Origin of the sequence: Microbacterium sp. ZW T6_19, from assembly GCF_044987465.1 — a bacterium.
Taxonomy (GTDB): Bacteria; Actinomycetota; Actinomycetes; order Actinomycetales; family Microbacteriaceae; genus Microbacterium; species Microbacterium natoriense_A.
Map to the genome: position 1 here is coordinate 13,302 of NZ_JBJDRH010000017.1, position 20,101 is coordinate 33,402.

14 protein-coding genes are annotated in these 20,101 nt (G+C 69.5%); 12 read left to right on the forward strand and 2 right to left on the reverse strand.

The window, feature by feature from the left end:
* Nucleotides 1–2: 2 nt before the first annotated feature.
* The 6 genes from ACI3KT_RS17965 to ACI3KT_RS17990 all read left to right on the forward strand — a co-directional run bounded on the left by ACI3KT_RS17965 (nucleotide 3) and on the right by ACI3KT_RS17990 (nucleotide 7,742).
* Complete coding sequence (locus ACI3KT_RS17965) at nucleotides 3–758, forward strand: SDR family NAD(P)-dependent oxidoreductase (protein ID WP_292907319.1); 756 nt, start codon at nucleotides 3–5, stop codon at nucleotides 756–758.
* Nucleotides 755–2,431 carry a hypothetical protein gene (locus ACI3KT_RS17970; protein ID WP_404905799.1) on the forward strand — a complete coding sequence of 559 codons (1,677 nt, stop codon included), beginning with the start codon at nucleotides 755–757 and terminating at the stop codon, nucleotides 2,429–2,431. Before ACI3KT_RS17965 ends, ACI3KT_RS17970 begins: the two co-directional genes overlap by 4 nt.
* Before the next feature lie 144 nt (nucleotides 2,432–2,575).
* Entirely contained in the window at nucleotides 2,576–2,941 is a 366-nt protein-coding gene (locus ACI3KT_RS17975; protein ID WP_404905800.1) for an L-rhamnose mutarotase, read from the forward strand.
* Nucleotides 2,942–2,943: 2 nt separating this feature from the next.
* Entirely contained in the window at nucleotides 2,944–4,110 is a 1,167-nt protein-coding gene (rhaI, locus tag ACI3KT_RS17980; protein ID WP_404905801.1) for an L-rhamnose isomerase, read from the forward strand.
* Nucleotides 4,111–4,147: 37 nt separating this feature from the next.
* On the forward strand, nucleotides 4,148–6,184 hold the full coding sequence (locus ACI3KT_RS17985; protein ID WP_404905802.1) for a bifunctional aldolase/short-chain dehydrogenase: 2,037 nt from the start codon (nucleotides 4,148–4,150) through the stop codon (nucleotides 6,182–6,184).
* A gap of 163 nt (nucleotides 6,185–6,347) precedes the next feature.
* Nucleotides 6,348–7,742, forward strand: a complete 1,395-nt coding sequence (locus ACI3KT_RS17990; protein ID WP_404905803.1) for a rhamnulokinase family protein — start codon at nucleotides 6,348–6,350, stop codon at nucleotides 7,740–7,742.
* A 251-nt stretch (nucleotides 7,743–7,993) separates the two neighbouring features.
* Here the strand turns inward: ACI3KT_RS17990 and ACI3KT_RS17995 are convergent, their stop codons facing one another.
* Nucleotides 7,994–10,411, reverse strand: a complete 2,418-nt coding sequence (locus ACI3KT_RS17995) for a glycoside hydrolase family 2 TIM barrel-domain containing protein (RefSeq protein WP_404905804.1) — start codon at nucleotides 10,409–10,411, stop codon at nucleotides 7,994–7,996.
* Nucleotides 10,408–11,088 (reverse strand): TetR/AcrR family transcriptional regulator, encoded by a 681-nt coding sequence (locus ACI3KT_RS18000; protein ID WP_404905805.1) that lies wholly within the window; start codon nucleotides 11,086–11,088, stop codon nucleotides 10,408–10,410. The genes ACI3KT_RS17995 and ACI3KT_RS18000 overlap by 4 nt, the downstream gene beginning before the upstream one ends.
* Before the next feature lie 189 nt (nucleotides 11,089–11,277).
* Here ACI3KT_RS18000 and ACI3KT_RS18005 point away from each other — a divergent pair, with 189 nt between their 5' ends.
* The 6 genes from ACI3KT_RS18005 (at nucleotide 11,278) to ACI3KT_RS18030 (ending at nucleotide 20,090) form a co-directional block, all read left to right on the forward strand.
* A complete protein-coding gene (locus ACI3KT_RS18005) occupies nucleotides 11,278–12,807 on the forward strand; it encodes an ABC transporter substrate-binding protein (protein WP_404905806.1) in 1,530 nt (509 codons plus the stop codon).
* A gap of 72 nt (nucleotides 12,808–12,879) precedes the next feature.
* Nucleotides 12,880–13,821, forward strand: coding sequence for an ABC transporter permease (locus ACI3KT_RS18010; RefSeq protein ID WP_292907333.1), 942 nt, complete (start codon nucleotides 12,880–12,882; stop codon nucleotides 13,819–13,821).
* Entirely contained in the window at nucleotides 13,818–15,713 is a 1,896-nt protein-coding gene (locus ACI3KT_RS18015; protein WP_404905807.1) for a dipeptide/oligopeptide/nickel ABC transporter permease/ATP-binding protein, read from the forward strand. The genes ACI3KT_RS18010 and ACI3KT_RS18015 overlap by 4 nt, the downstream gene beginning before the upstream one ends.
* Nucleotides 15,710–16,561, forward strand: a complete 852-nt coding sequence (locus tag ACI3KT_RS18020; RefSeq protein ID WP_404905808.1) for an ATP-binding cassette domain-containing protein — start codon at nucleotides 15,710–15,712, stop codon at nucleotides 16,559–16,561. The genes ACI3KT_RS18015 and ACI3KT_RS18020 overlap by 4 nt, the downstream gene beginning before the upstream one ends.
* The gene (locus ACI3KT_RS18025; RefSeq protein ID WP_404905809.1) at nucleotides 16,558–18,963 is read left to right on the forward strand and encodes a glycoside hydrolase family 3 protein; all 2,406 of its coding nucleotides are present in this window, start codon (nucleotides 16,558–16,560) and stop codon (nucleotides 18,961–18,963) included. Before ACI3KT_RS18020 ends, ACI3KT_RS18025 begins: the two co-directional genes overlap by 4 nt.
* Complete coding sequence (locus ACI3KT_RS18030; RefSeq protein WP_404905810.1) at nucleotides 18,960–20,090, forward strand: serine hydrolase domain-containing protein; 1,131 nt, start codon at nucleotides 18,960–18,962, stop codon at nucleotides 20,088–20,090. The genes ACI3KT_RS18025 and ACI3KT_RS18030 overlap by 4 nt, the downstream gene beginning before the upstream one ends.
* Nucleotides 20,091–20,101 lie beyond the last annotated feature (11 nt).

Here is a 20,101-nt window from a genome sequence, read left to right on the forward strand (position 1 = left end):
AGATGACACGACTTCACGGAAAGACCGCCCTCGTCACGGGCGGCGCCCTGGGCATCGGCCTGGCGGTCGCACAGCGTTTCGCGAACGAGGGCGCCCGCGTCATCCTCGCCGACCGCAACGGTGAAGGTGCGGCCGAGGCTGCAGCCGCGATCGGCGCGAGCGCACGCGCCGTCACGATGGACATCTCCGACGAGACCGCGGTCGCCGCGGCCTTCGCCGAGGTCGAAGAGGCCGGCTGGGCACCAGACGTCGTCGTCGCCAACGCCGGCGTGCAGCTGTTCGGCCAGGATGCGCCGATCGCCGACCTCGACCTGGACGTGTGGAAGCGCACGATCGACATCAACCTGACCGGCACCTTCCTCACCGTGAAGTACGCGGTGCGGACGATGCTGAAGCTCGGCGGAGGGTCGATCATCCTGACCGGCAGCCCCACGGCGGTCAACGGAGAAGGCAAGGACTTCACGGCCTACAGCTCGTCGAAGGCGGGGATGCACGGTCTCGGCCGGGCCGTCGCCGCTGCATATGCCGATCGGGGCATACGGGTGAACACCGTGCAGCCGGCCTACACCGAGACGCCGCTCGTCGCCGCGATCAGCGAGGACCCCGAGTCCCGCGCGGCGATCATCAGCCGCATCCCGATCGGCCGCGCAGGCACACCGGCCGACGTCGCGGGCATCATGGTCTATCTCGCGAGCGACGACGGCTCCTTCGCGACGGGCGCGACCTTCCAGGTCGACGGCGGCATGACGTCGCTGTGAGCGCGTCGTGGTGGCGGACCGATGCGGTCGTGTGGTCGGCAGGAGAGTGGAGCCTCGAACTCCGCGGCGACGAGCTGGCCGAGATCCGCCATCACGACGCGATCGTCCTGCGCGGAGTGCGTGCCGCGGTTCGCGATCGCGGCTGGCAGACGGTGCCGGTGCTGGTGACGGCGGTCACCGCCGAACCCGACGCGCTCACGGTGTCGCTGCGGCACGAGGGGCTCGGCGCGCTCCTCGACTCGACGCTGCGCGCGACGGTGCACGGCGGCGAGCTCATGATCGCCTGGGCCGGCGTGAACCAGATCGGCTTCGACGCCTGCCGCATCGGTCTCGTCGCATTGCATCCGGCGTCCGACTCCGGGCGCCCCGCCGTGGTCGTGCACACCGACGGTGCAGCCGAGGACGTCGTCTTCCCCGGAGCGATCAGCCCGCACCAGCCGATCCGAGACATACGCGAACTGCGCCTCGACGACGTCGTGCTGACCTTCCACGGCGATGTCTTCGAGATGGAGGACCAGCGCAACTGGACGGACGCCTCGTTCAAGACCTACAGTCGTCCGCTCGCCCTTCCGTACCCCTATCGGGTGGATGCCGGAGAAGCCGTGCGGCAGTCGATCACGATCCGCGCGAGCGGCGCGCAGAGGGGTACGCGCGGAATCGGCGCCGACGTGATCGAGCTGCGCCCAGCCGGCGCGTTCCCCGCGATCGGCGTCGAGGCGTCGACAGCGCCCGACCCCGTGGCGGCGGCGGATCTCGGGGCGTTCCGCGTGGTCGAGCTCGACCTCACGACGCCGACCTGGCCTGCCGCACTCGCACGAGCCGCCGCCGACGGGCGACCACTCGACGTTCGCCTGGTCACGCGCGGAACCGCCCAGGAGCTCTCCGCAGCCGCAGCCGCGCTGTGCGAGGTCGAGGTGCTCCGCATCACGCCCTTCGACAGCGACGAGCACATCACGACGGCAGGCCTCCTCGGCGCTACGCGCGCCGCACTCGCCACCGCCCCCGTGCACGCACCGCTGCTCGCCGGCTCCCGCTCGCACTTCACCGAGCTCAATCGAGAGCAGGCGCGGATCCCTCGTGAGGTCGACGGCATCGTCGTGAACACGACTCCGCTGTTCCATGCGCTCGACACCGAGCAGCTCGTCGAGGCGGTCGCCGTGCAGCGTCTGATCGCAGAGCAGAGCGTGCGGATCGCCGACGGGCGGCCGGTGCACATCGGACCGGTCTCGCTGCGACCGCGATTCAACAACGTCGCGACGACGCCCGAGCCCAGCCCTGACAGGGCGGACCTGTCGAAGGGATACGGTGCACAGTTCACCGGCGCGGTGGACGAGAGGCAGACATCGGCAGAACTCGCCGCCTGGGTCGTCGCGAGCGCTGCCGCATCGGCCGTGCCGGGGGTCGCCACATTGTCTTGGTTCGAGACGACCGGTCCGCGCGGCCTCGAGGGCACGCCCGCCGCAGAGGCCATCGCCGCGCTCGAGGCCCTGGCCTGCGGAGAGCTGCTCACCGGCCCGAGCCCGGACGGACTCATCTGGGCCATCGGCTCGCGGCGCGATGGTGCAGACACGGTACTCGTCGCGAACCTGGACCGCATCGAGCGCGCGTTCTCGGTGGATGCGGCATCCGTCGCCCTCGCTCCAGGATCCTGGAGCCGCATCACCCGCCGATAGGTCAATCGCACCAGAACAGGACGCACGCGCGAGAAACATCCTGTTCTCGCGCGGTTGACCTCTTCTCGGGAGGCCGAGGTTGCGCACGGCACTCGTCATCCGTATTCTTGAAACGATTCAAATCGTCCATGGAGGACCGCACTGATGACAACCACGACTCGCGTGTGCTTCCGACTACAGGTGCGCCCCGAACTGCTCGATGAGTACCGCGCACGCCACTGCGCCGTCTGGCCCGAGATGCTCGCCGAGATCGCGGCTTCCGGTCGCCGCAACTACTCGCTGTTCCTCGGCGACGACGGCATGCTGGTCGGCTACTACGAGACAGACGACGATGCCGCAGCACAGGCGTACCTCGCTGCGTCCGAGACTGCCGCACGGTGGGAATCGGAGATGAGCCGCTTCTTCGTCGATCTCACCGGACGCCCCGATCGGGCCGCAGCACCCCTCATCGAAGTGTTCAACCTCGCGGCACAGCTGTCCGCAACCGACACCATCACAGAAAGCGAGTGACGATGTCCGTCCTCACCCCCGAGATCCAGTCCGCCCTCGCGGATCAGGCGATCGAGCTGCCCAGCTGGGCGTTCGGCAACTCCGGCACCCGCTTCAAGGTGTTCGGAACGCCGGGAACGCCGCGCGACCCCTTCGAGAAGATCGCGGATGCCGCGCAGGTGCACAGGTACACGGCTCTCGCCCCCTCGGTCGCGCTGCACATCCCGTGGGATCTCGTGGACTCCTTCGACGACCTGCGCCGTCATGCCGAGGACCTCGGCGTCTCGCTCGGCACGATCAACTCGAACACGTTCCAGGACGACGACTACAAGTTCGGCGCCCTCACCCATGAAGACGTCGCGGTGCGACGCAAGGCCATCGATCACCATCTCGCCTGCATCGACGTGATGGATGCGACGGGGTCGCGCGACCTGAAGATCTGGCTCGCCGAGGGGTCGAACTACCCCGGCCAGGCAGACATGCGCGGCCGTCAGGATCGACTGCACGAGTCGCTGCAGGAGATCTACGCGCGACTCGGAGACGAGCAGCGACTGGTTCTCGAGTACAAGTTCTTCGAACCGGCGTTCTACCACACCGACGTGCCGGACTGGGGCACGTCGTACGCGCAGGTCGCGGCCCTCGGCGACAAGGCGTCGGTCTGCCTCGACACGGGCCACCACGCGCCGGGCACGAACATCGAGTTCATCGTCATGCAGCTGCTGCGCCTCGGCAAGCTCGGATCGTTCGACTTCAACTCGCGCTTCTACGCGGATGACGACCTGATCGTCGGCGCGGCCGACCCGTTCCAGCTGTTCCGCATCATCGTCGAGGTCATCCGGGGCGGAGGGCTGAACAACCCCGACGTGGCCTTCATGCTCGACCAATGCCACAACGTCGAAGACAAGATCCCCGGGCAGATCCGCTCGGTGCTGAACGTGCAGGAGATGACGGCACGTGCACTGCTCGTCGACCGCGAGGCGCTCACGGCGGCGCAGCGCTCCGGCGACGTGCTCGAGGCCAACCGCCTCTTCATGGACGCGTTCTACACCGACGTCCGCCCCGCCCTCGCAGAGTGGCGCGAGAGTCGCGGCCTCCCCGGCGACCCGATGAAGGCCTTCGCCGACTCCGGCTACCTCGCCGAGATCGCGACCGACCGCGTGGGCGGCGTGCAGGCCGGCTGGGGCGCCTGAGCGCGCCGATCTCGAACCTCGACTAAGGACGCATCTGATGACGAATCCCACCGCCGCCGCTCTCATCGAGCGGTCGAACCGCCTGGGCGCCGACCCGAAGAACACGAACTACGCCGGCGGCAACACCTCGGCCAAGGGCACCGAGACAGATCCGGTCACGGGGCAGCCGGTCGAGTTGCTCTGGGTCAAGGGCTCCGGTGGAGACCTGGGCACGCTGAAGGAGCAGGGCCTGGCTGTGCTGCGCCTCGACCGCATGCGCGCGCTCGTCGACGTCTATCTCGGCGTCGAGCGCGAAGACGAGATGGTCGCGGCGTTCGACTACTGCCTGCACGGCAAGGGCGGAGCCGCCCCGTCGATCGACACGGCGATGCACGGGCTCGTCGACGCCGCGCACGTCGACCACCTGCACCCGGACTCCGGCATCGCGATCGCGACCGCCGCCGACGGCGAGGAGCTCACCGCCACGATCTTCGGCGACAAGGTCGTCTGGGTGCCGTGGCGCCGTCCCGGCTTCCAGCTCGGGCTCGACATCGCTGCGATCAAGGCCCGCAACCCGCAGGCGATCGGCACGATCCTCGGCGGTCACGGCATCACCGCCTGGGGAGACACCAGCAAAGAGGCCGAGGCCAACTCGCTCTGGATCATCGACACCGCGGCCGCCTACATCGCCGAGCACGGCACGGCACAGCCGTTTGGCGCCGTGCGCGCGGGATTCGAGGCTCTGCCCGAGATCGAGCGCCGTCAGCGCGCCGCCGCCCTCGCCCCGACGATCCGCGGCATCGCCTCACGCGACAAGCCGCAGGTCGGCCACTTCACCGACGCCGACGTCGTGCTCGACTTCCTCTCCTCCGAACGTGCGCCCGAACTCGCCGCGCTCGGCACGAGCTGCCCTGACCACTTCCTGCGCACCAAGGTCAAACCGTTGATCCTCGATCTTCCGGCCACTTCATCCGCCGAGGAGCAGATCGCGCGCCTGCACGAGCTGCACGAGGAGTACCGCGCCGACTACCAGGCCTACTACGACGCGCACGCGACCGCCGACTCCCCCGCGATCCGCGGGGCCGATCCGCTCATCGTCCTCATCCCCGGCGTGGGTATGTTCTCCTACGGCGCGAACAAGCAGACCGCCCGCGTCGCCGGCGAGTTCTACGTCAACGCGATCAACGTGATGCGCGGCGCCGAGGCGCTGTCGACCTACTCCCCCATCTCCGACGCCGAGAAGTTCCGCATCGAGTACTGGGCGCTCGAAGAGGCCAAGCTGCAGCGGATGCCGAAGCCGAAATCTCATCAGGGGCGCATCGCCTTCGTCACCGGTGCCGCGAGCGGCATCGGCAAGGCAATCGCCGTGCGTCTCGCCGCCGAAGGCGCCTGCGTGGTGGTCGCCGACCTCGACCTCGAGAAGGCGCAGGCTGCGGCAGCGGAGCTCGGCGGCAGCGATGTCGCGATCGGCGTCGCCGCGAACGTGGCGGATGCGGATGCCGTGCAGGCTGCGATCGACGAGGCCCTGCTGGCGTTCGGCGGCGTCGACCTCGTCGTGAACAATGCTGGCCTGTCGTTGTCGAAGCCGCTGTTGGAGACCACCGAGAAGGACTGGGATCTGCAGCACGACGTGATGGCGAAGGGCTCCTTCCTCATCTCGAAGGCCGCAGCCCACGTCCTGATCGACCAGAAGCTCGGCGGAGACATCATCTACATCTCCTCGAAGAACTCCGTCTTCGCCGGCCCGAACAACATCGCGTACTCGGCGACCAAGGCCGACCAGGCCCACCAGGTGCGCCTGCTCGCGGTCGAGCTCGGCGAGCACGGCATCCGCGTCAACGGCATCAACCCCGACGGCGTGGTGCGCGGCTCGGGCATCTTCGCCTCCGGCTGGGGCGCCAACCGCGCCGCTACCTATGGTGTGGCAGAAGAGGACCTCGGCCAGTACTACGCGAACCGCACGATCCTCAAGCGCGAGGTCGTTCCCGAGAACGTGGCGGATGCCGTATACGTGCTCACCGGCCCCGAGCTCAGCCGCACCACCGGCCTGCACATCCCGGTCGACTCCGGCGTCGCCGCCGCGTTCCTGCGATGAGCATGCGCGCCGTCGCCGCGTTTCGTCACTTTGACTCGCTTCGCTCGCTCAGTACGGCGCTCGCTCCGCTCGCTCAACGACCAGGGGGCAGAGCCCTGTTCGTTGAGCGAGGAGCGAAGCGACGAGACGAAACGCGTGATTCCGACCAGCGCAGGAGCCACCAGTGACCGCCGTCGCCGCCGTCGACCTCGGCGCCACCAGCGGACGGGTCATGATCGGCCGGATCGGCGAGGGCGTGCTCGACCTCGAACTCGTGTCGCGGTTCCCGAACGGCCCTGTCAAACGTGAAGACGGCCTGCACTGGGACTTCGACGCGCTGTACGAGCACGTCGTCGCCGGGCTGACCGAGGCCGTGCGACGCGAACCGTCGATCGAGAGCATCGGCATCGACTCATGGGCCGTCGACTACGGTCTGCTGCGCGACGGTGAACTGCTCGCCGAGCCGTTCCACTATCGCGACGGTCGCAGCGAACGCGGGGTGACCGAGGTGCACGCGCGCGTGCCGTTCGATGAGCTGTACAGCCGCAACGGTCTGCAGTTCCTGCCCTTCAACACGCTGTACCAGTACCGCGTCGACGGCAGGACGGCGGATGCCGACACGGCCCTGCTGATCCCCGATCTCATCGCCTTCCTGCTCACCGGCGTCGCTGTCGCCGAACGCACGAACGCCTCGACGACCGGTCTGCTGAACGTGGAGACCTCGGCGTGGGACCGTGAACTCGCCGAGCGGATCGGCGTCCCGACCGGCATCCTCCCGCCTCTCGTCGACCCCGGCACCGTGATCGGCGCCCTGCGCCCAGGTCTGGCCGAACGCATCGGCAAGGATCTCCCCGTGATCGCGGTCGGGTCGCACGACACGGCCTCGGCCGTCGTCGCCGTCCCGCTCTCGAGCGCCGGTTCTGCGTACATCTCGTGCGGCACCTGGGGACTCGTCGGCCTCGAGTTGCGTGAGCCGCGGGTGACGGATGCCGCGCGCGACGCGGATTTCACCCACGAGCTCGGCGTCGACGGGCGCTACCGCTTCCTCCACAACGTGTCAGGGCTCTGGCTGCTCAGCGAGAGCGTTCGCGCATGGGAGACCGAGGACGGCACGGTGATCGATCTGCCGGAACTGCTCGCGGCTGCATCCGCGGTGGCCGGCGAGTTCCCGCTCTTCGACGCGAACGACCCCTCGCTGAGTGCGCCGGGAGACATGCCCCGCCGCATCGCGGCACTCCTCGGCGACCGGACGCCCGATTCGCGTCCCGCCTTCGCGCGCAGCATCGTCGAATCGATCGCCGCGGCCTTCGCGGACGCGGTGCAGACGGCCTCTGCCCTCGCCGGGCGCGACATCGACTGCATCCACGTCGTGGGCGGCGGATCGCTCAACCGGCTGCTCTGCCAGGCCACGGCCGACCGCGCGGGTCTGCCCGTGCTCGCCGGCCCCGTCGAGGCCACCGCGCTCGGCAACGTGCTGGTTCAGGGCCGCGCGCTCGGCGCCGCTCCGGCGACCCTCGAGGGGCTGCGGGCCCTCGTCGCGGCGACGCACGAGCTGGTCTGCTACGAGCCGCGCGGCTGATCCGGGCCGCAGCGACCGACTGCGAACGACGGTGCCAACGCACGGATGCCCGGGATCTGCGCCCCGTCGTCCCGCATCCGGGTGCGCCCAACTGGCGCCTCACGCCGAGAACGCGACCACAACACGCACCCCGGCGCGCACAAGGCGCGACCAACCGAGGCATCCCACTGTTGCAGACAGCGAAGTGCGCCCAACTGCCGCCTCTCGCTGAAAGAGCCGACCACAACGCGCACCTCGCCCGTGCGGCCCGGCTACTCCACAGCGATGGCAGCGGATGCCGGAGCGAACCCCTCGGCGGTAACCGTCACCGTCACCTCGGTCGCCGCCGCATCCGCGCGCACGATCGCGAGCGCGCGGCCGTCACAGGTCGTCACGGAAGGTCCCGCGAAGGTCTCCTCGGTGCGCGCCCGCGCCGATCCGAGGCCCGCGAGCGAACCACCCGACACCGTCACCGTCACGAGCCGATCGGCGTCGCACAGCAGCGTGCCGTCGGCATCCGCGATCGTGATCTCCACGTAGCCGAGGCCGTCCGCCGAGATCGACGGCGACTCGGCTCGCGCCGACAGCACGGGCGCGCCCGCAGTACGCAGGGAGGTCCTGGCCACCTCGGCACCGCCCGCGAAGGCGACCGCGGTGAGCTCTCCCCGGCGGTACTCCGTCTCGAAGCGCGCGATCAGCGGCCGCGGCTCGCCGACCGCGACCCGGTCGAGCACGACGCCGTCGAGCATCAGCTCGACCTCGTCGGCTTGCGCGTACACGTCGACCGTGACCGGAGAGCCGTCGGGCACTCCCCACGACCAGCTCGACACGACGTCGTCCCACGACCACGGCGTCTTGGCGACGGGGCGGCCGTGGTGCTGCGGACGGTGCACGGCGATCGCCGGCTCAGCCCGCAGCCCGTATGCGATCTCGCGGTAGTACGAGGCGGGCAGCCTGAGACCTGTGATGTCGATGTCGCCGCAGTCGGCGAGCAGGTACGGGAAAGGGCCCGCCGTCCCGGTCGGCTCGTAGCCCTCGGCATCCGTGTAGTCGACGCGCCCGATCCCGGCCTCGCCGATGTAGTCCCAGCCGGTCCAGGTGAAGTCGCCGATGACGTGCGGCAGGCGCTTGACGTCGGCCCACAGCGAGGCGATGCGGTCGGGGAAGGTCTCGGATCCCACGATCACGCGGTTCGGGAAGAGGTCGGCGTCGAGGTCGTACCGGGAATCGGCGTAGTTGAACCCGACGACGTCGAGCACGGCCGCCGACTCCTCGGTCGAGTCCGTGATCAGCTGCGAGGCGTTCATGAGCGCCATCTGCTCGCCCATGTCGGCCATCATCGTGTTCGGGTCGGCCGCCTGCGCTTCGGCCATGGCTTCGGCCATGCGGTCAAGATTCGCGATGATGCCGTTGATGCCGTTCGTCACGAACCGCGTCGGGTCGAGGCGCCGGAACTCCTCGGCGAGGCGACGGCTCCACGTGGCGCCGTGCGGGGTGGCCAGCTCGAGGATCTCGTTGCCGATCGAGTACAGCACGACGCTCGGGTGGTTGCGGTCCTTCGCGACGAGCGCGGCGACGTCACGGCGCCAGCGCTCGTCGAAGCCGATCGAGCTGTCGAACACGGTCTTCGACCGGGTCCACACGTCGGTGAGCTCGTCCATCACGAGCATGCCGTGCGCGTCGCACGCGTCGAGCAGGGCACGGCTCGCCGGGTTGTGCGCGCTGCGGATCGCGTTGAAGCCCGCGGCCTTGAGAAGGCGGATGCGGCGTTCCTCGGCATCCGCGATCGACACTGCGCCCAGGGGGCCGTTGTCGTGGTGGATGCACGCGCCGCGCAGGTCGACCGTCACGCCGTTGACGCGCAGTCCGTGCACGGTGTCGAGCTGCAGGCGGCGGATGCCGAAGGCAGTGGCCTCCTCATCCGTCACCTCGCCGGATGCATCCGTCAGCACCGTCCGCACGCGGTAGCGGTGCGGAGACTCCGGGCCCCACAGGCGCGGCGACGGCACAGCGAGCCGCACGCGGGCGGTGGCGGTCTCACCGGGCAGCACGGTGACAGGAGAGTCTCCGGATGCCGCGACCACGTCGTCGTCGTCGGTGATCGTCCAGGCGATCCGACGGGTTGCGGTATGCCGGGTGCCGTTCTCGACGGTGGTCGCGATCTCGACGATCGCGCGCTCGGCCTCGATGTCGCTCGAGGTCGCGCTCGTTCCGTCGAGTGCGATGTGAACGGGGTCGTCGACGATCAGGTGCACGGGTCGGTAGATGCCGCCTCCGGTGTACCACCGGCTGTCGCGGTGCACGCGGGCCTCGACCGTGATCGTGTTCGTCTCGCCGAAGCGCAGGAACGGGTCGGCGTCGATCACGAAGGCGGCGTAGCCGTTCGCCTCGTGCCCGGCGAAGTCGCCGTTGATGCAGACCGTGGCGTCGCGGTAGACGCCTTCGAACTCGATGCGCACGGTCTTGTCACGCCAGTCGTCCGGCACGTCGAAGCTCTTCGCGTACACGAACACGCCGCCCGGGATGTACCCGCTGTGCACTCCCTGCCCGCCGTCGACCGAGCGGGGCAGGTCTCGCAGCGCGTCGTGCGGCACGTGCACCGCGACCGGAGCGCTGTCGGCGTCCTTCGCCTCGAAGGCGCCGAGCTTCGGACCCACCGTCCAGCCGTCGGCGAAAGGCAGGCGGGTCATCCGGCGTCCTCGTCACTGCCCGCGACCGCGTCGGAGGGGTCTCCCGGTTCGGCCCAGTCGACGTCTGCGAGCGCATCGATGCACTCGTGCAGCGCGTCGGCGATGTCGACGATGTCGCGGTCGAGCAGCCACTGCACTTGAAGCCCGTCCCACAGCGCGATGAGCACGATGGCCGCTCGCCGCGGTGTGACGCCCGGCCGCAGCCGCCCCTGGCTGCCGAGCGTGCTGAACGACTTGAGGAACGCGGCCCTGGTGGTCTCGTAGCGACGAGTGAAGTACGCGTGAGCGGGGTGGTCCGGGGCGGTGGCCTCGGCGGACAACGTGCAGTACAGCTCGACCACACCGGGAACCGTCGCGTTGTAGGCGGCCAGGGCGACGACTCCCCGCAGCGCGGCATGGGGGTCGTCCGAGTCGAGCGGCACCATCTCACGGGAGCGATCGTCGCGGCGCGAGAGCACGGCCTCGAGCAGTGCGACCTTGTTCGGGAAGTGGTGCAGCAGGCCGGCCTCGCTGATGCCGACCCGCTGAGCGACTTCTCGCAGGGATCCGGACCGATAGCCGCCCTCGGCGAACACCTCGAGAGCGGCGTCGAGGATCGCCTCGCGCCTCTTGCGCGTCTTGGCGTACTCGCCGCGTGCTCGGCGCGGTGCCTTCGTCGTCGTGGTGGTGTTCGTCATCGCTGTCACCGTATCCCAGTTCTCCGCCTCGTCGCGGTTCTCCTCTGGCCCCCTCAATGACCGTTCTATAACGAATTCCGAGTAAGCGCTAGGTTTTCTTCCAAAAACCTAGCGGACACTCGTTTTTGCTGCTAGCTTCGCTCGACAGAGGCGATCCGCAGGGGTATCGCCCACCCGATGAAGGGACCAATGATGTTCCGCTGGAAGGCCACAGCAGCCACCCTCGCCATCGCCGCTCTCGCTCTCACCGGTTGCTCAGGCGCAACCGACGGCGGCGGCACCGGAGAAGGAAGTGGCGGCACTCTCACTCTGGGTGCGATCACGCCCCCCACCACGTTCGACCCCGCGGGCTCCGAATGGGGCAACCGCGCACCGTACTACCAGGCCGTGTTCGACACGCTGCTCCTCGCCACCCCCGAGGGCACGATCGAACCCTGGCTCGCCACCGACTGGTCGTACAACGACGACAACACGGTGCTCACCCTCACCCTCCGCGACGACGTCACGTTCTCGGACGACTCGAAGCTCACAGCCCAGGTCGTCGTGGACAACTTGAATCGCTTCAAGTCCGGCACCTCTCCCGACGCGAACTACTTCGCCGACGTCGCCAGCTTCGAGGCCCCTGACGACACCACCGTCGTGATCACCCTGAACGCCCCCAACCCGGCGCTGTTGAACTACCTCACCCGCGACCCGGGGCTCGTCGGCAGCGGAGAGTCGCTCGACAACGACGATCTCGCCACCAACCCGATCGGCTCGGGCCCCTACGTGCTCGACACCGCGGCGACCGTCACGGGCACGAGCTACACCTACACGAAGAACCCGGACTACTGGAACCCGGACGTGCAGCACTACGACAAGCTCGTGATCAACGTGCTCGCCGACGCCACGGCATCGCTCAACGCCATCAAGGCAGGCGAGGCCAACGGCGTCAAGCTCGCCAGCAACGACAACCTCGCCGAGGTGGAAGGCGCCGGCTGGACCGTGAACGCCAACGAGCTCGACTTCCAGGGACTGCTGCTGCTCGACCGCGCGGGAACCATGAACCCGGCGCTCGCGGATGTGCGCGTCCGTCAGGCGCTCAACTACGCGTTCGACCGCGACGGGCTGCTGCAGGCGCTGCAGGCCGGCAACGGCACGGTGACCACACAGGTGTTCCCGAAGTCGTCTGCGGCGTACGACCCCGAGCTCGACGACTACTACACCTACGACCCGAAGAAGGCGAAGGAGCTGCTGGCCGAAGCAGGCTACGCCGACGGACTCACGCTGTCGATGCCGTCGTCCACGCTTCTGGGTGCCAGCACGTACACGCTCATCGAGCAGCAGTTGAACGACGTCGGCATCAAGGTCGAGTACACCGACCCCGGCAACAACTTCATCGCCGATCTGCTGGCCCCGAAGTACGCCGCGTCGTTCATGGCTCTCGAGCAGAACCCCGACTGGCAGCTGATCCAGTTCATGATCGCCCCGACCGCGATCTTCAACCCGTTCGGATACGACGACCCGAAGGTCGACGAGTACATCTCGCAGATCCAGTTCGGCGACGAGAAGACGCAGGAGTCCGTCGCCAAGGAGCTCAACAAGTACATCGTCGAGCAGGCGTGGTTCGCCCCGTTCTATCGAGTGCAGGGCAGCTTCGCGACCGACGCGAACACGACCGTCGAGATGCTCCCGACGAACGCCTATCCCGCGATCTACGACTTCACGCCGAAGTCCTGACCCGGTCCCTCCGGCCCGCCCGTCTCGCGGGCGGGCCGGATCCCGAATTCCTCTGAGACACAGGAGCGCAGCATGCTCATGTTCATAGTGCGCCGGGTACTCGCCGGCGTCGTCCTGCTCGCCGTCATATCCATCGTGACGTTCGGGCTCCTCTTCCTCGACAGCGCGAACATCGCGCGTCGCATCCTCGGCCAGAACGCCACCGACGAACTCGTCGCCCAGAAGTCGGCGGAGCTGGGACTCGATCGTCCCCTCGCCGTGCAGTACTGGGACTGGCTCACCTCCGCCCTCACCGGCGACCTCGGGCGCTCATGGTTCAACGGCCAGCTCGTCTCGGTGAGCCTGTCGGGCCGCCTCAGCGTCAGCCTCTCGCTCGTGATCGGCGCCACCCTCATCTCGGCCGTCCTCGCGATCGTGCTGGGCGTGCTCGCTGCTCGCCGCGGCGGCTGGGTCGACGCGCTGGTGCAGTTCATCTCGGTGATCGGCTTCGCGATCCCCGGCTTCCTCATCGCGCTGTACCTCGTGCTGCTCTTCGCGATCAACCTGCACTGGTTCAAGGCCACCGGCTACATCCCGATCACCGACTCGTTCGGCGGCTGGGTCACCTCGGTGACGCTGCCGATCGTCGCGTTGTCGATCGGGGCGATCGCGGCGGTCGCGCAGCAGGTGCGCGGCTCGGTGATCGACGCTATGTCCCGCGACTACGTGCGCACCCTCCGCGCCCGCGGCCTCTCCTCCGGCAGCGTCGTGTACAAGCACGTGCTGCGCAACGCCGGCGGCCCCGCCCTGGCCGTGCTCGCCGTGCAGTTCATCGGACTGCTCGGCGGCGCCGTCATCGTGGAGCAGGTGTTCGCCCTGCCCGGCATGGGTCAGCTCACGGTCACCGCGACCACCCAGGGCGACATCCCCGTGGTGATGGGCGTCGTGATCGCGTTCGCCCTGATCGTGCTCATCGTGAACCTCGTCATCGACCTCGCGCAGGCCGCTCTCAACCCGAAGGTGCGACTCTCATGACCGCCATCGAAGTACCCACGGCAGTGCCGACGCCGGCGATGAAGACCTCGCTCATGCGCCGCCTCGTCCGCCGCCCCGTCTCGCTGGCCTCGCTGATCTTCCTCGTGCTGGTCATCGTGGTGGCCGTCATCGGGCGCTGGATCGCCCCGTTCGATCCCAACGTCGCCTCGCTCAAGCTCGTGCTGGCGACCCCCAGCGCAGCTCACCCGCTCGGCGCCGACAGCGCGGGCCGCGACGTGCTGTCGCGGCTGCTCGCCGCCACGCAGATCACCTTGGCGGCCGCCCTCGTCGCGGTGGTCACCGCCCTCGTGATCGGCGTGATCTCGGGTCTGATCGCGGGCTACTACCGCGGATGGTTCGACTCGGTCGCGTCCTGGATCACCTCATTGGTGATGGCTCTGCCCGGCATGGTCGTGCTGCTCGCGGCGCGCACCGTGCTCGGCCCGAGCGTGTGGCTCGCGATGTTCATCTTCGGCATCCTGCTCGCACCCGCCTATTACCGGCTGGTCTACGCAGCGGTCACCGGGGTGCGCGGCGAGCTCTACGTCGACGCCGCCCTCGTCTCCGGCCTCTCCGACCTGCGCATCATCGGCCGCCACATCCTCTCGGTGGTCCGCGCGCCGATCATCATCCAGTCGGCCATCATCACCGGCATCGCGATCGCGATCCAGTCGGGACTCGAATTCCTCGGCCTCGGCGACATGAGCGTCCCCACCTGGGGCGGCATGCTGAACGACGGCTTCGCGAACATCTACAAGCAGCCCCTGCTGATGGTGTGGCCGTCGCTCGCGATCGCCCTCACCGCGATCGCTCTCACGCTGCTCGCCAACGGCATGCGCGACGTGCTCGAGCGCACCACGGTCGTGCGGCGCCGTCGCCGTCGTGCCGTGACCACGGCGACCGGCTCGATCGCCGCCGTGACGACGTCGCTCAGCCTCTCGGGCGGAGATCTCGACGCCCTCGAGGACTCGACGGAGCTGCCGGTGATCGGCGACACCATCGTGCACCCCGACGATGATCGCACCCGCGCGCTCGACGCCGCGCCGATCCTCACGATCTCCGACCTGCGGGTCGGGTACCAGCAGACGCAGGGCGAAGACATCGAAGTCGTCCACGGCGTCTCGCTGCAGATCCGCAAGGGCGAGGTTCACGGCCTGATCGGCGAATCGGGCTCGGGCAAGACCCAGACCGCGTTCGCGGTGCTGGGACTGCTTCCCCGCGGCGGGCAGGTCACCGCCGGCTCGATCGACTTCGAGGGCACGCAGCTGGCGGATGCCTCGGAGCGGGCCTACGCCGGCATCCGCGGCAAGCGCATCGGCTACATCCCGCAGGAGCCGATGAGCAACCTCGACCCCTCGTTCACGATCGGATACCAGCTGGTCGAACCTCTGCGCGCGCACCTGGGTCTGTCGAAGAAGGAGGCCACCGAGAAGGCGCTCGCGCTGCTCGACCGCGTCGGCATCCCGAACCCGAGGCGCACGTTCGAGGCGTACCCGTTCGAAGTCTCGGGCGGCATGGCGCAGCGCGTGCTGATCGCCGGCGCCGTGTCGACCGACCCCGACCTCATCATCGCCGACGAGCCCACCACGGCCCTCGACGTGACGGTGCAGGCCGAGGTGCTCGACCTCCTGCGCGACCTGCAGAGCGAACGCCAGATGGCGATGCTGCTGGTCACGCATAACTTCGGCGTCGTCGCCGATCTGTGCGATCGTGTGACCGTCATGCAGCAGGGCCTGTTCATCGAGCAGGGCCCCGTCCGCACGATCCTGCGCACCCCCTCGCACGCCTACACGCAGTCGCTGCTGGACGCGATCCTCGACGAGGGTCCGGCCCGCGGCCCGCTCATCACCGCGGGAGCCACCGCGGTGACCGCCGAAGGAGGCCGGTCATGACCAATCTGCTGGAGGTCGCCGACCTCGACGTCACCTATCCGGGCAAGGGGTTCCGCGCGCAGCCGTTCCACGCGCTCAAGGGCGTCTCGCTCGACATCCGTCCCGGCGAGACCGTGGGCCTGGTCGGCGAGTCCGGCTCGGGCAAGACGACGCTGGGCCGAGCCGTGCTGGGACTGGCTCCCGTGACGGGCGGCTCGGTGAAGTACGACGGCCGCGAGATCGGGCACCTGAACCGCCGCGAGCGCCGCAGCCTCGCGAGCGAGATCCAGGTCGTGTTCCAGGACCCGTACTCCTCGCTGAACCCCTCGATGACGATCGCGCAGATCCTCGCCGAGCCCCTCACCGCGCGCGGCGTCGCCGCGAAAGAGGCCTTCGCGCGGGTCGCCGACCTGCTCGACCGGGTGGGCCTGCCGGCGGATGCTGCCCGCCGGCTGCCCCGCGAGTTCTCGGGCGGGCAGCGCCAGCGCGTGGCGATCGCCCGCGCGCTGGCGCTGGATCCCAAGCTCATCGTGTGCGATGAGCCGGTGTCGGCCCTCGACCTGTCGACGCAGGCGCGTGTCCTCGACCTCTTCATCGAGATCCAGGAGCGCACCGGCGTCGCCTATCTCTTCATCTCGCACGACCTCGCGGTCGTCCGCCACATCAGCCACCGCGTGGCCGTGATGTTCCGGGGCGAGCTCGTCGAGACCGGAGACGGCGACCAGGTCACGGCACGCCCGCAGCATCCGTACACCCAGCGGCTGTTCCTCGCCGCCCCCGTACCCGATCCCGACGCGCAGCAGAAGCGCCGCGCCGACCGCCGTGCGCTCATCGACGCGCAGAAGGCCTCAGAAGGAGCCGCAGCATGACCGCCTCGACCGACCACCTCCGCCCCCTGCTCGAGAAGCTCACGCTCGAGCAGAAGGCGGCCCTCGTGCAGGGCGCCGACTTCTGGACGACGGTGCCGCTGCCCGAGATCGGGCTGCGTGCGCTCACGCTCTCCGACGGCCCCGCCGGGGTGCGCGGGCCGCGCTGGGACGAGCGAGAACCCTCGCTCAACCTGCCCTCGGGCTCGGCGCTGGCAGCGTCCTGGGACACCGACCTCGCCTACCGGTATGGCGCGGCCGCAGCATCCGAGGCCCGCCGCAAAGGGGTCGACGTCGTGCTCGGCCCGACCATCAACCTGCACCGCTCTCCGCTGGGCGGCCGGCACTTCGAGTGTCTGAGCGAGGACCCGGAGCTCACGGCCGAGCTCGGCGCAGCCTACGTGCGCGGCATGCAGGAGAACGGCGTCGCCGCCACCCCGAAGCACTACGTCGCCAACGACTCCGAGACCGACCGCTTCACAGTCGACGTCGAGGTCGACGAGCGCACTTTGCGCGAGGTCTATCTCGCGCCGTTCGAGCGCGCCGTCGAGGCCGGTGCGTGGTCGGTCATGAGCGCCTACAACTCGGTCGACGGCGTGACGATGACCGAGAACGACCTGCTCGAGAACCCGCTGAACAGCGAATGGGGCTTCGACGGCGTCGTCGTCAGCGACTGGACGGCCGTCCGTTCGCTCGACTCCGCCGCCGCCGCGCAGGACCTCGCGATGCCGGGTCCTGCTCCGGCGTGGGCCGACCTGGTCGAGGCCGTTCGCGACGGCCGCGTGCAGGAGGCCGACGTCGACCGCAAGGTGCTGCGCATCCTGCTGCTCGCCGAGCGGGTGGGCGCCCTGGAGGGAACGGATGCCGTCACCCCCGCTCCGCTCGACGGGCCCGCCTTCGCGAAGGAGGCCGCGATCGAGGGCACCGTGCTGCTGCAGAACAGCGGCGTGCTGCCCCTGGATGCGTCCGCGCTGGCGAAGGTCGCGATCATCGGCCACAACGCGAAGGACGCCCGCACGCAGGGCGGCGGATCGGCGACGGTGCTGCCAGAGAAGGTCGTCTCGCCGCTCGACGCGATCCGCGCCGCTCTGCCCGGTGCCGAGGTGGGCTACGAGATCGGCGCGGTCGTGCAGGAGGGCGTCGCCGAGATCCCGCTCGAGTCGATCGTGAACCCCGCGACCGGGGAGCCGGGGCTGCGCGTCTCGTTCCACGACGCCGAGGGCACCGAGCTGTTCGCCGAGAACCGCCGGGCCACGGCGCTGGTGTGGTTCGGCGGAGATGCGCCGATCGGCGCGAGCCGCACGATCGTGCTGGAGACCCGGTTCACCCCGGCCGAGAGCGGCGAGATCCAGCTCGGCTTCGCCGGGGCCAACCCGGGTCGCGTCTTCGTCGACGGCGAGCTCGTGCTCGACGACGTCCCCGTGATCGAGGGCACGGATCTGGGCGCCGCGTTCCTGAACCCGCCGTCGATCACGGCCGCGGTGTCCGTCGAGGCGGGCCGCGCCGTCGACCTCCGCGCGGAGTTCACGCGCGAGTCGCGCGGCGCCCTCGACGGGGCTCTCAGCGTCACACTGGGCATCGCCCCCGAGCGCACCGATCCCGATGAGCTGATCGCCCGCGCGGCCGCCGCGGCGAGCGCGGCCGAGGTCGCGATCGTCGTGGTCGGCACGAACTCGAAGGTGGAGTCGGAGGGCTATGACCGCGTCGACCTCGACCTTCCCGGCCGACAGGACGATCTGGTGCGCGCTGTCGCCGCCACCGGCACGCCCACGATCGTGGTCGTGAACGCGGGCTCCCCCGTGGTGCTGCCCTGGGCGGGCGAGGTCGCCGCGATCGTGCAGGGCTACTTCGGCGGCCAGGAGTTCGGGCATGCGATCGCCGACGTGCTCACCGGCTCCGCAGAGCCGGGCGGACGCCTGCCGACCACGTGGCCCGCCGCGCTGGCCGACGTGCCGGTGACCGACGTCACCCCGGTCGAAGGACGTCTCGTCTACTCCGAGGGACTGCACATCGGCTATCGCGCGTGGCTCAGGAGTGGTGCCCGACCCGCGTTCCCGTTCGGTCACGGTCTCGGTTATACGACGTGGTCGTGGGGCACGGCGCAGCGCCATGGCGACACGGTCGAGGTGACCCTCGCGAACACCGGCGCACGCGCCGGCAAGCAGGTCGTGCAGGTGTACGCCGAGCGCACCGACTCGACGGTCGACCGCCCGGCACGCTGGCTCGTCGGGTTCGCCGTCGTGCATGCCGAGCCCGGCCGCACCGTCACCGCGGTCGTGCCGGTACCGGCACGACGTCTGGCGCACTGGGCCGGCGAGTGGGCGGTCGAGCCGGGCGCCTACACGCTGCGCGTGGGCTCCTCGGTCGCCGAGCTGCCGCTGAGCGTCGAGTGGGAGCAGGCATGACTCTCTCGGCTCTGACCGGTGCTCTTCAGGGGCGCGCCGACGAGCGGCTCGCCGAGATCGTCGCACGTCTCGAGGGCTTCCTCGCCTCCGACGCCGACCTGTCGTTCCAGGTGGCCGCCTTCCTCGAGGGTGTTCCCGTACTCGATGCCTGGGGCGGCCCGCACCTCGGTGAGCACTCCGCCACCGTGCCGTACTCCGTCACGAAGAACACGCTCGGCCTGTCGGTCGGCCTTCTCGTCGAGCGCGGAGAGCTCGATCTCGACGAGACGGTGGCTCACTATTGGCCCGAGTTCGCCGCCAAGGGCAAGGGCTCGGTCACCGTGCGGCAGCTGCTCTCGCATCAGGCAGGCCTGCCGCAGGCGGCGCCCGCGCTGACCGCCGACGAGCTGCTGGATCATCACGCCGCCGCTGAACGTCTCGCCGCGAGCTGGCCGTTCTGGTATCCCGGCAGCGCGTTCGGCTATCACGCTCTGACGATCGGCAATCTCGGCGATGAGCTCGTCTACCGGGTGACCGGCCGCACGCTGCACGAGTTCTACGAGCAGGAGATCCGTGCCCCGCACGGCGTCGACTTCTACCTCGGCCTCCCCGCATCCGAAGAGGAGCGCCTGGTTCCGCTGCTGCCGATGGTGCGACCGGTGTCGGACGCCACGGTGCCATCGTCCTCGGCTCTCGGCCCCGTCGTCTTCGCCTCGCGCAGCGGCGCCATCGACCTCGCCGGCGACCCGGTGAGTTGGCGATACGGACATCCCGGAACCTCGGGCACCGGGACCGCCCGGGGGCTCGCCCGGCTCTTCGCGGCCGCCGTGACCGGTGTCGACGGAGCCGCTCCCTTCCTCTCGGCCGACACCGTGTCGCAGGTCGGGCAGCAGCAGATCCGCGGCTACGACGAGGTGCTGCACCAGCACGACCGCGCGCACGCGATCGTGTTCCAGAAGCCCTCGCAGCAGCTCGCCTTCGGCGGCCCGCGCGCCTTCGGGCACGACGGAGCGATGGGCGCCCTCGCCTGCGTCGACCCCGACACCGGCCTCGCCTTCGCGTGGACCATCGCCCGCGGTCCGTGGCCCGGCGGCGCAGACCCCCGCGCCGTCGCGCTCGCCCGCGACCTCGGCCGCATCCTCTCCTGACCCTCTCCCGC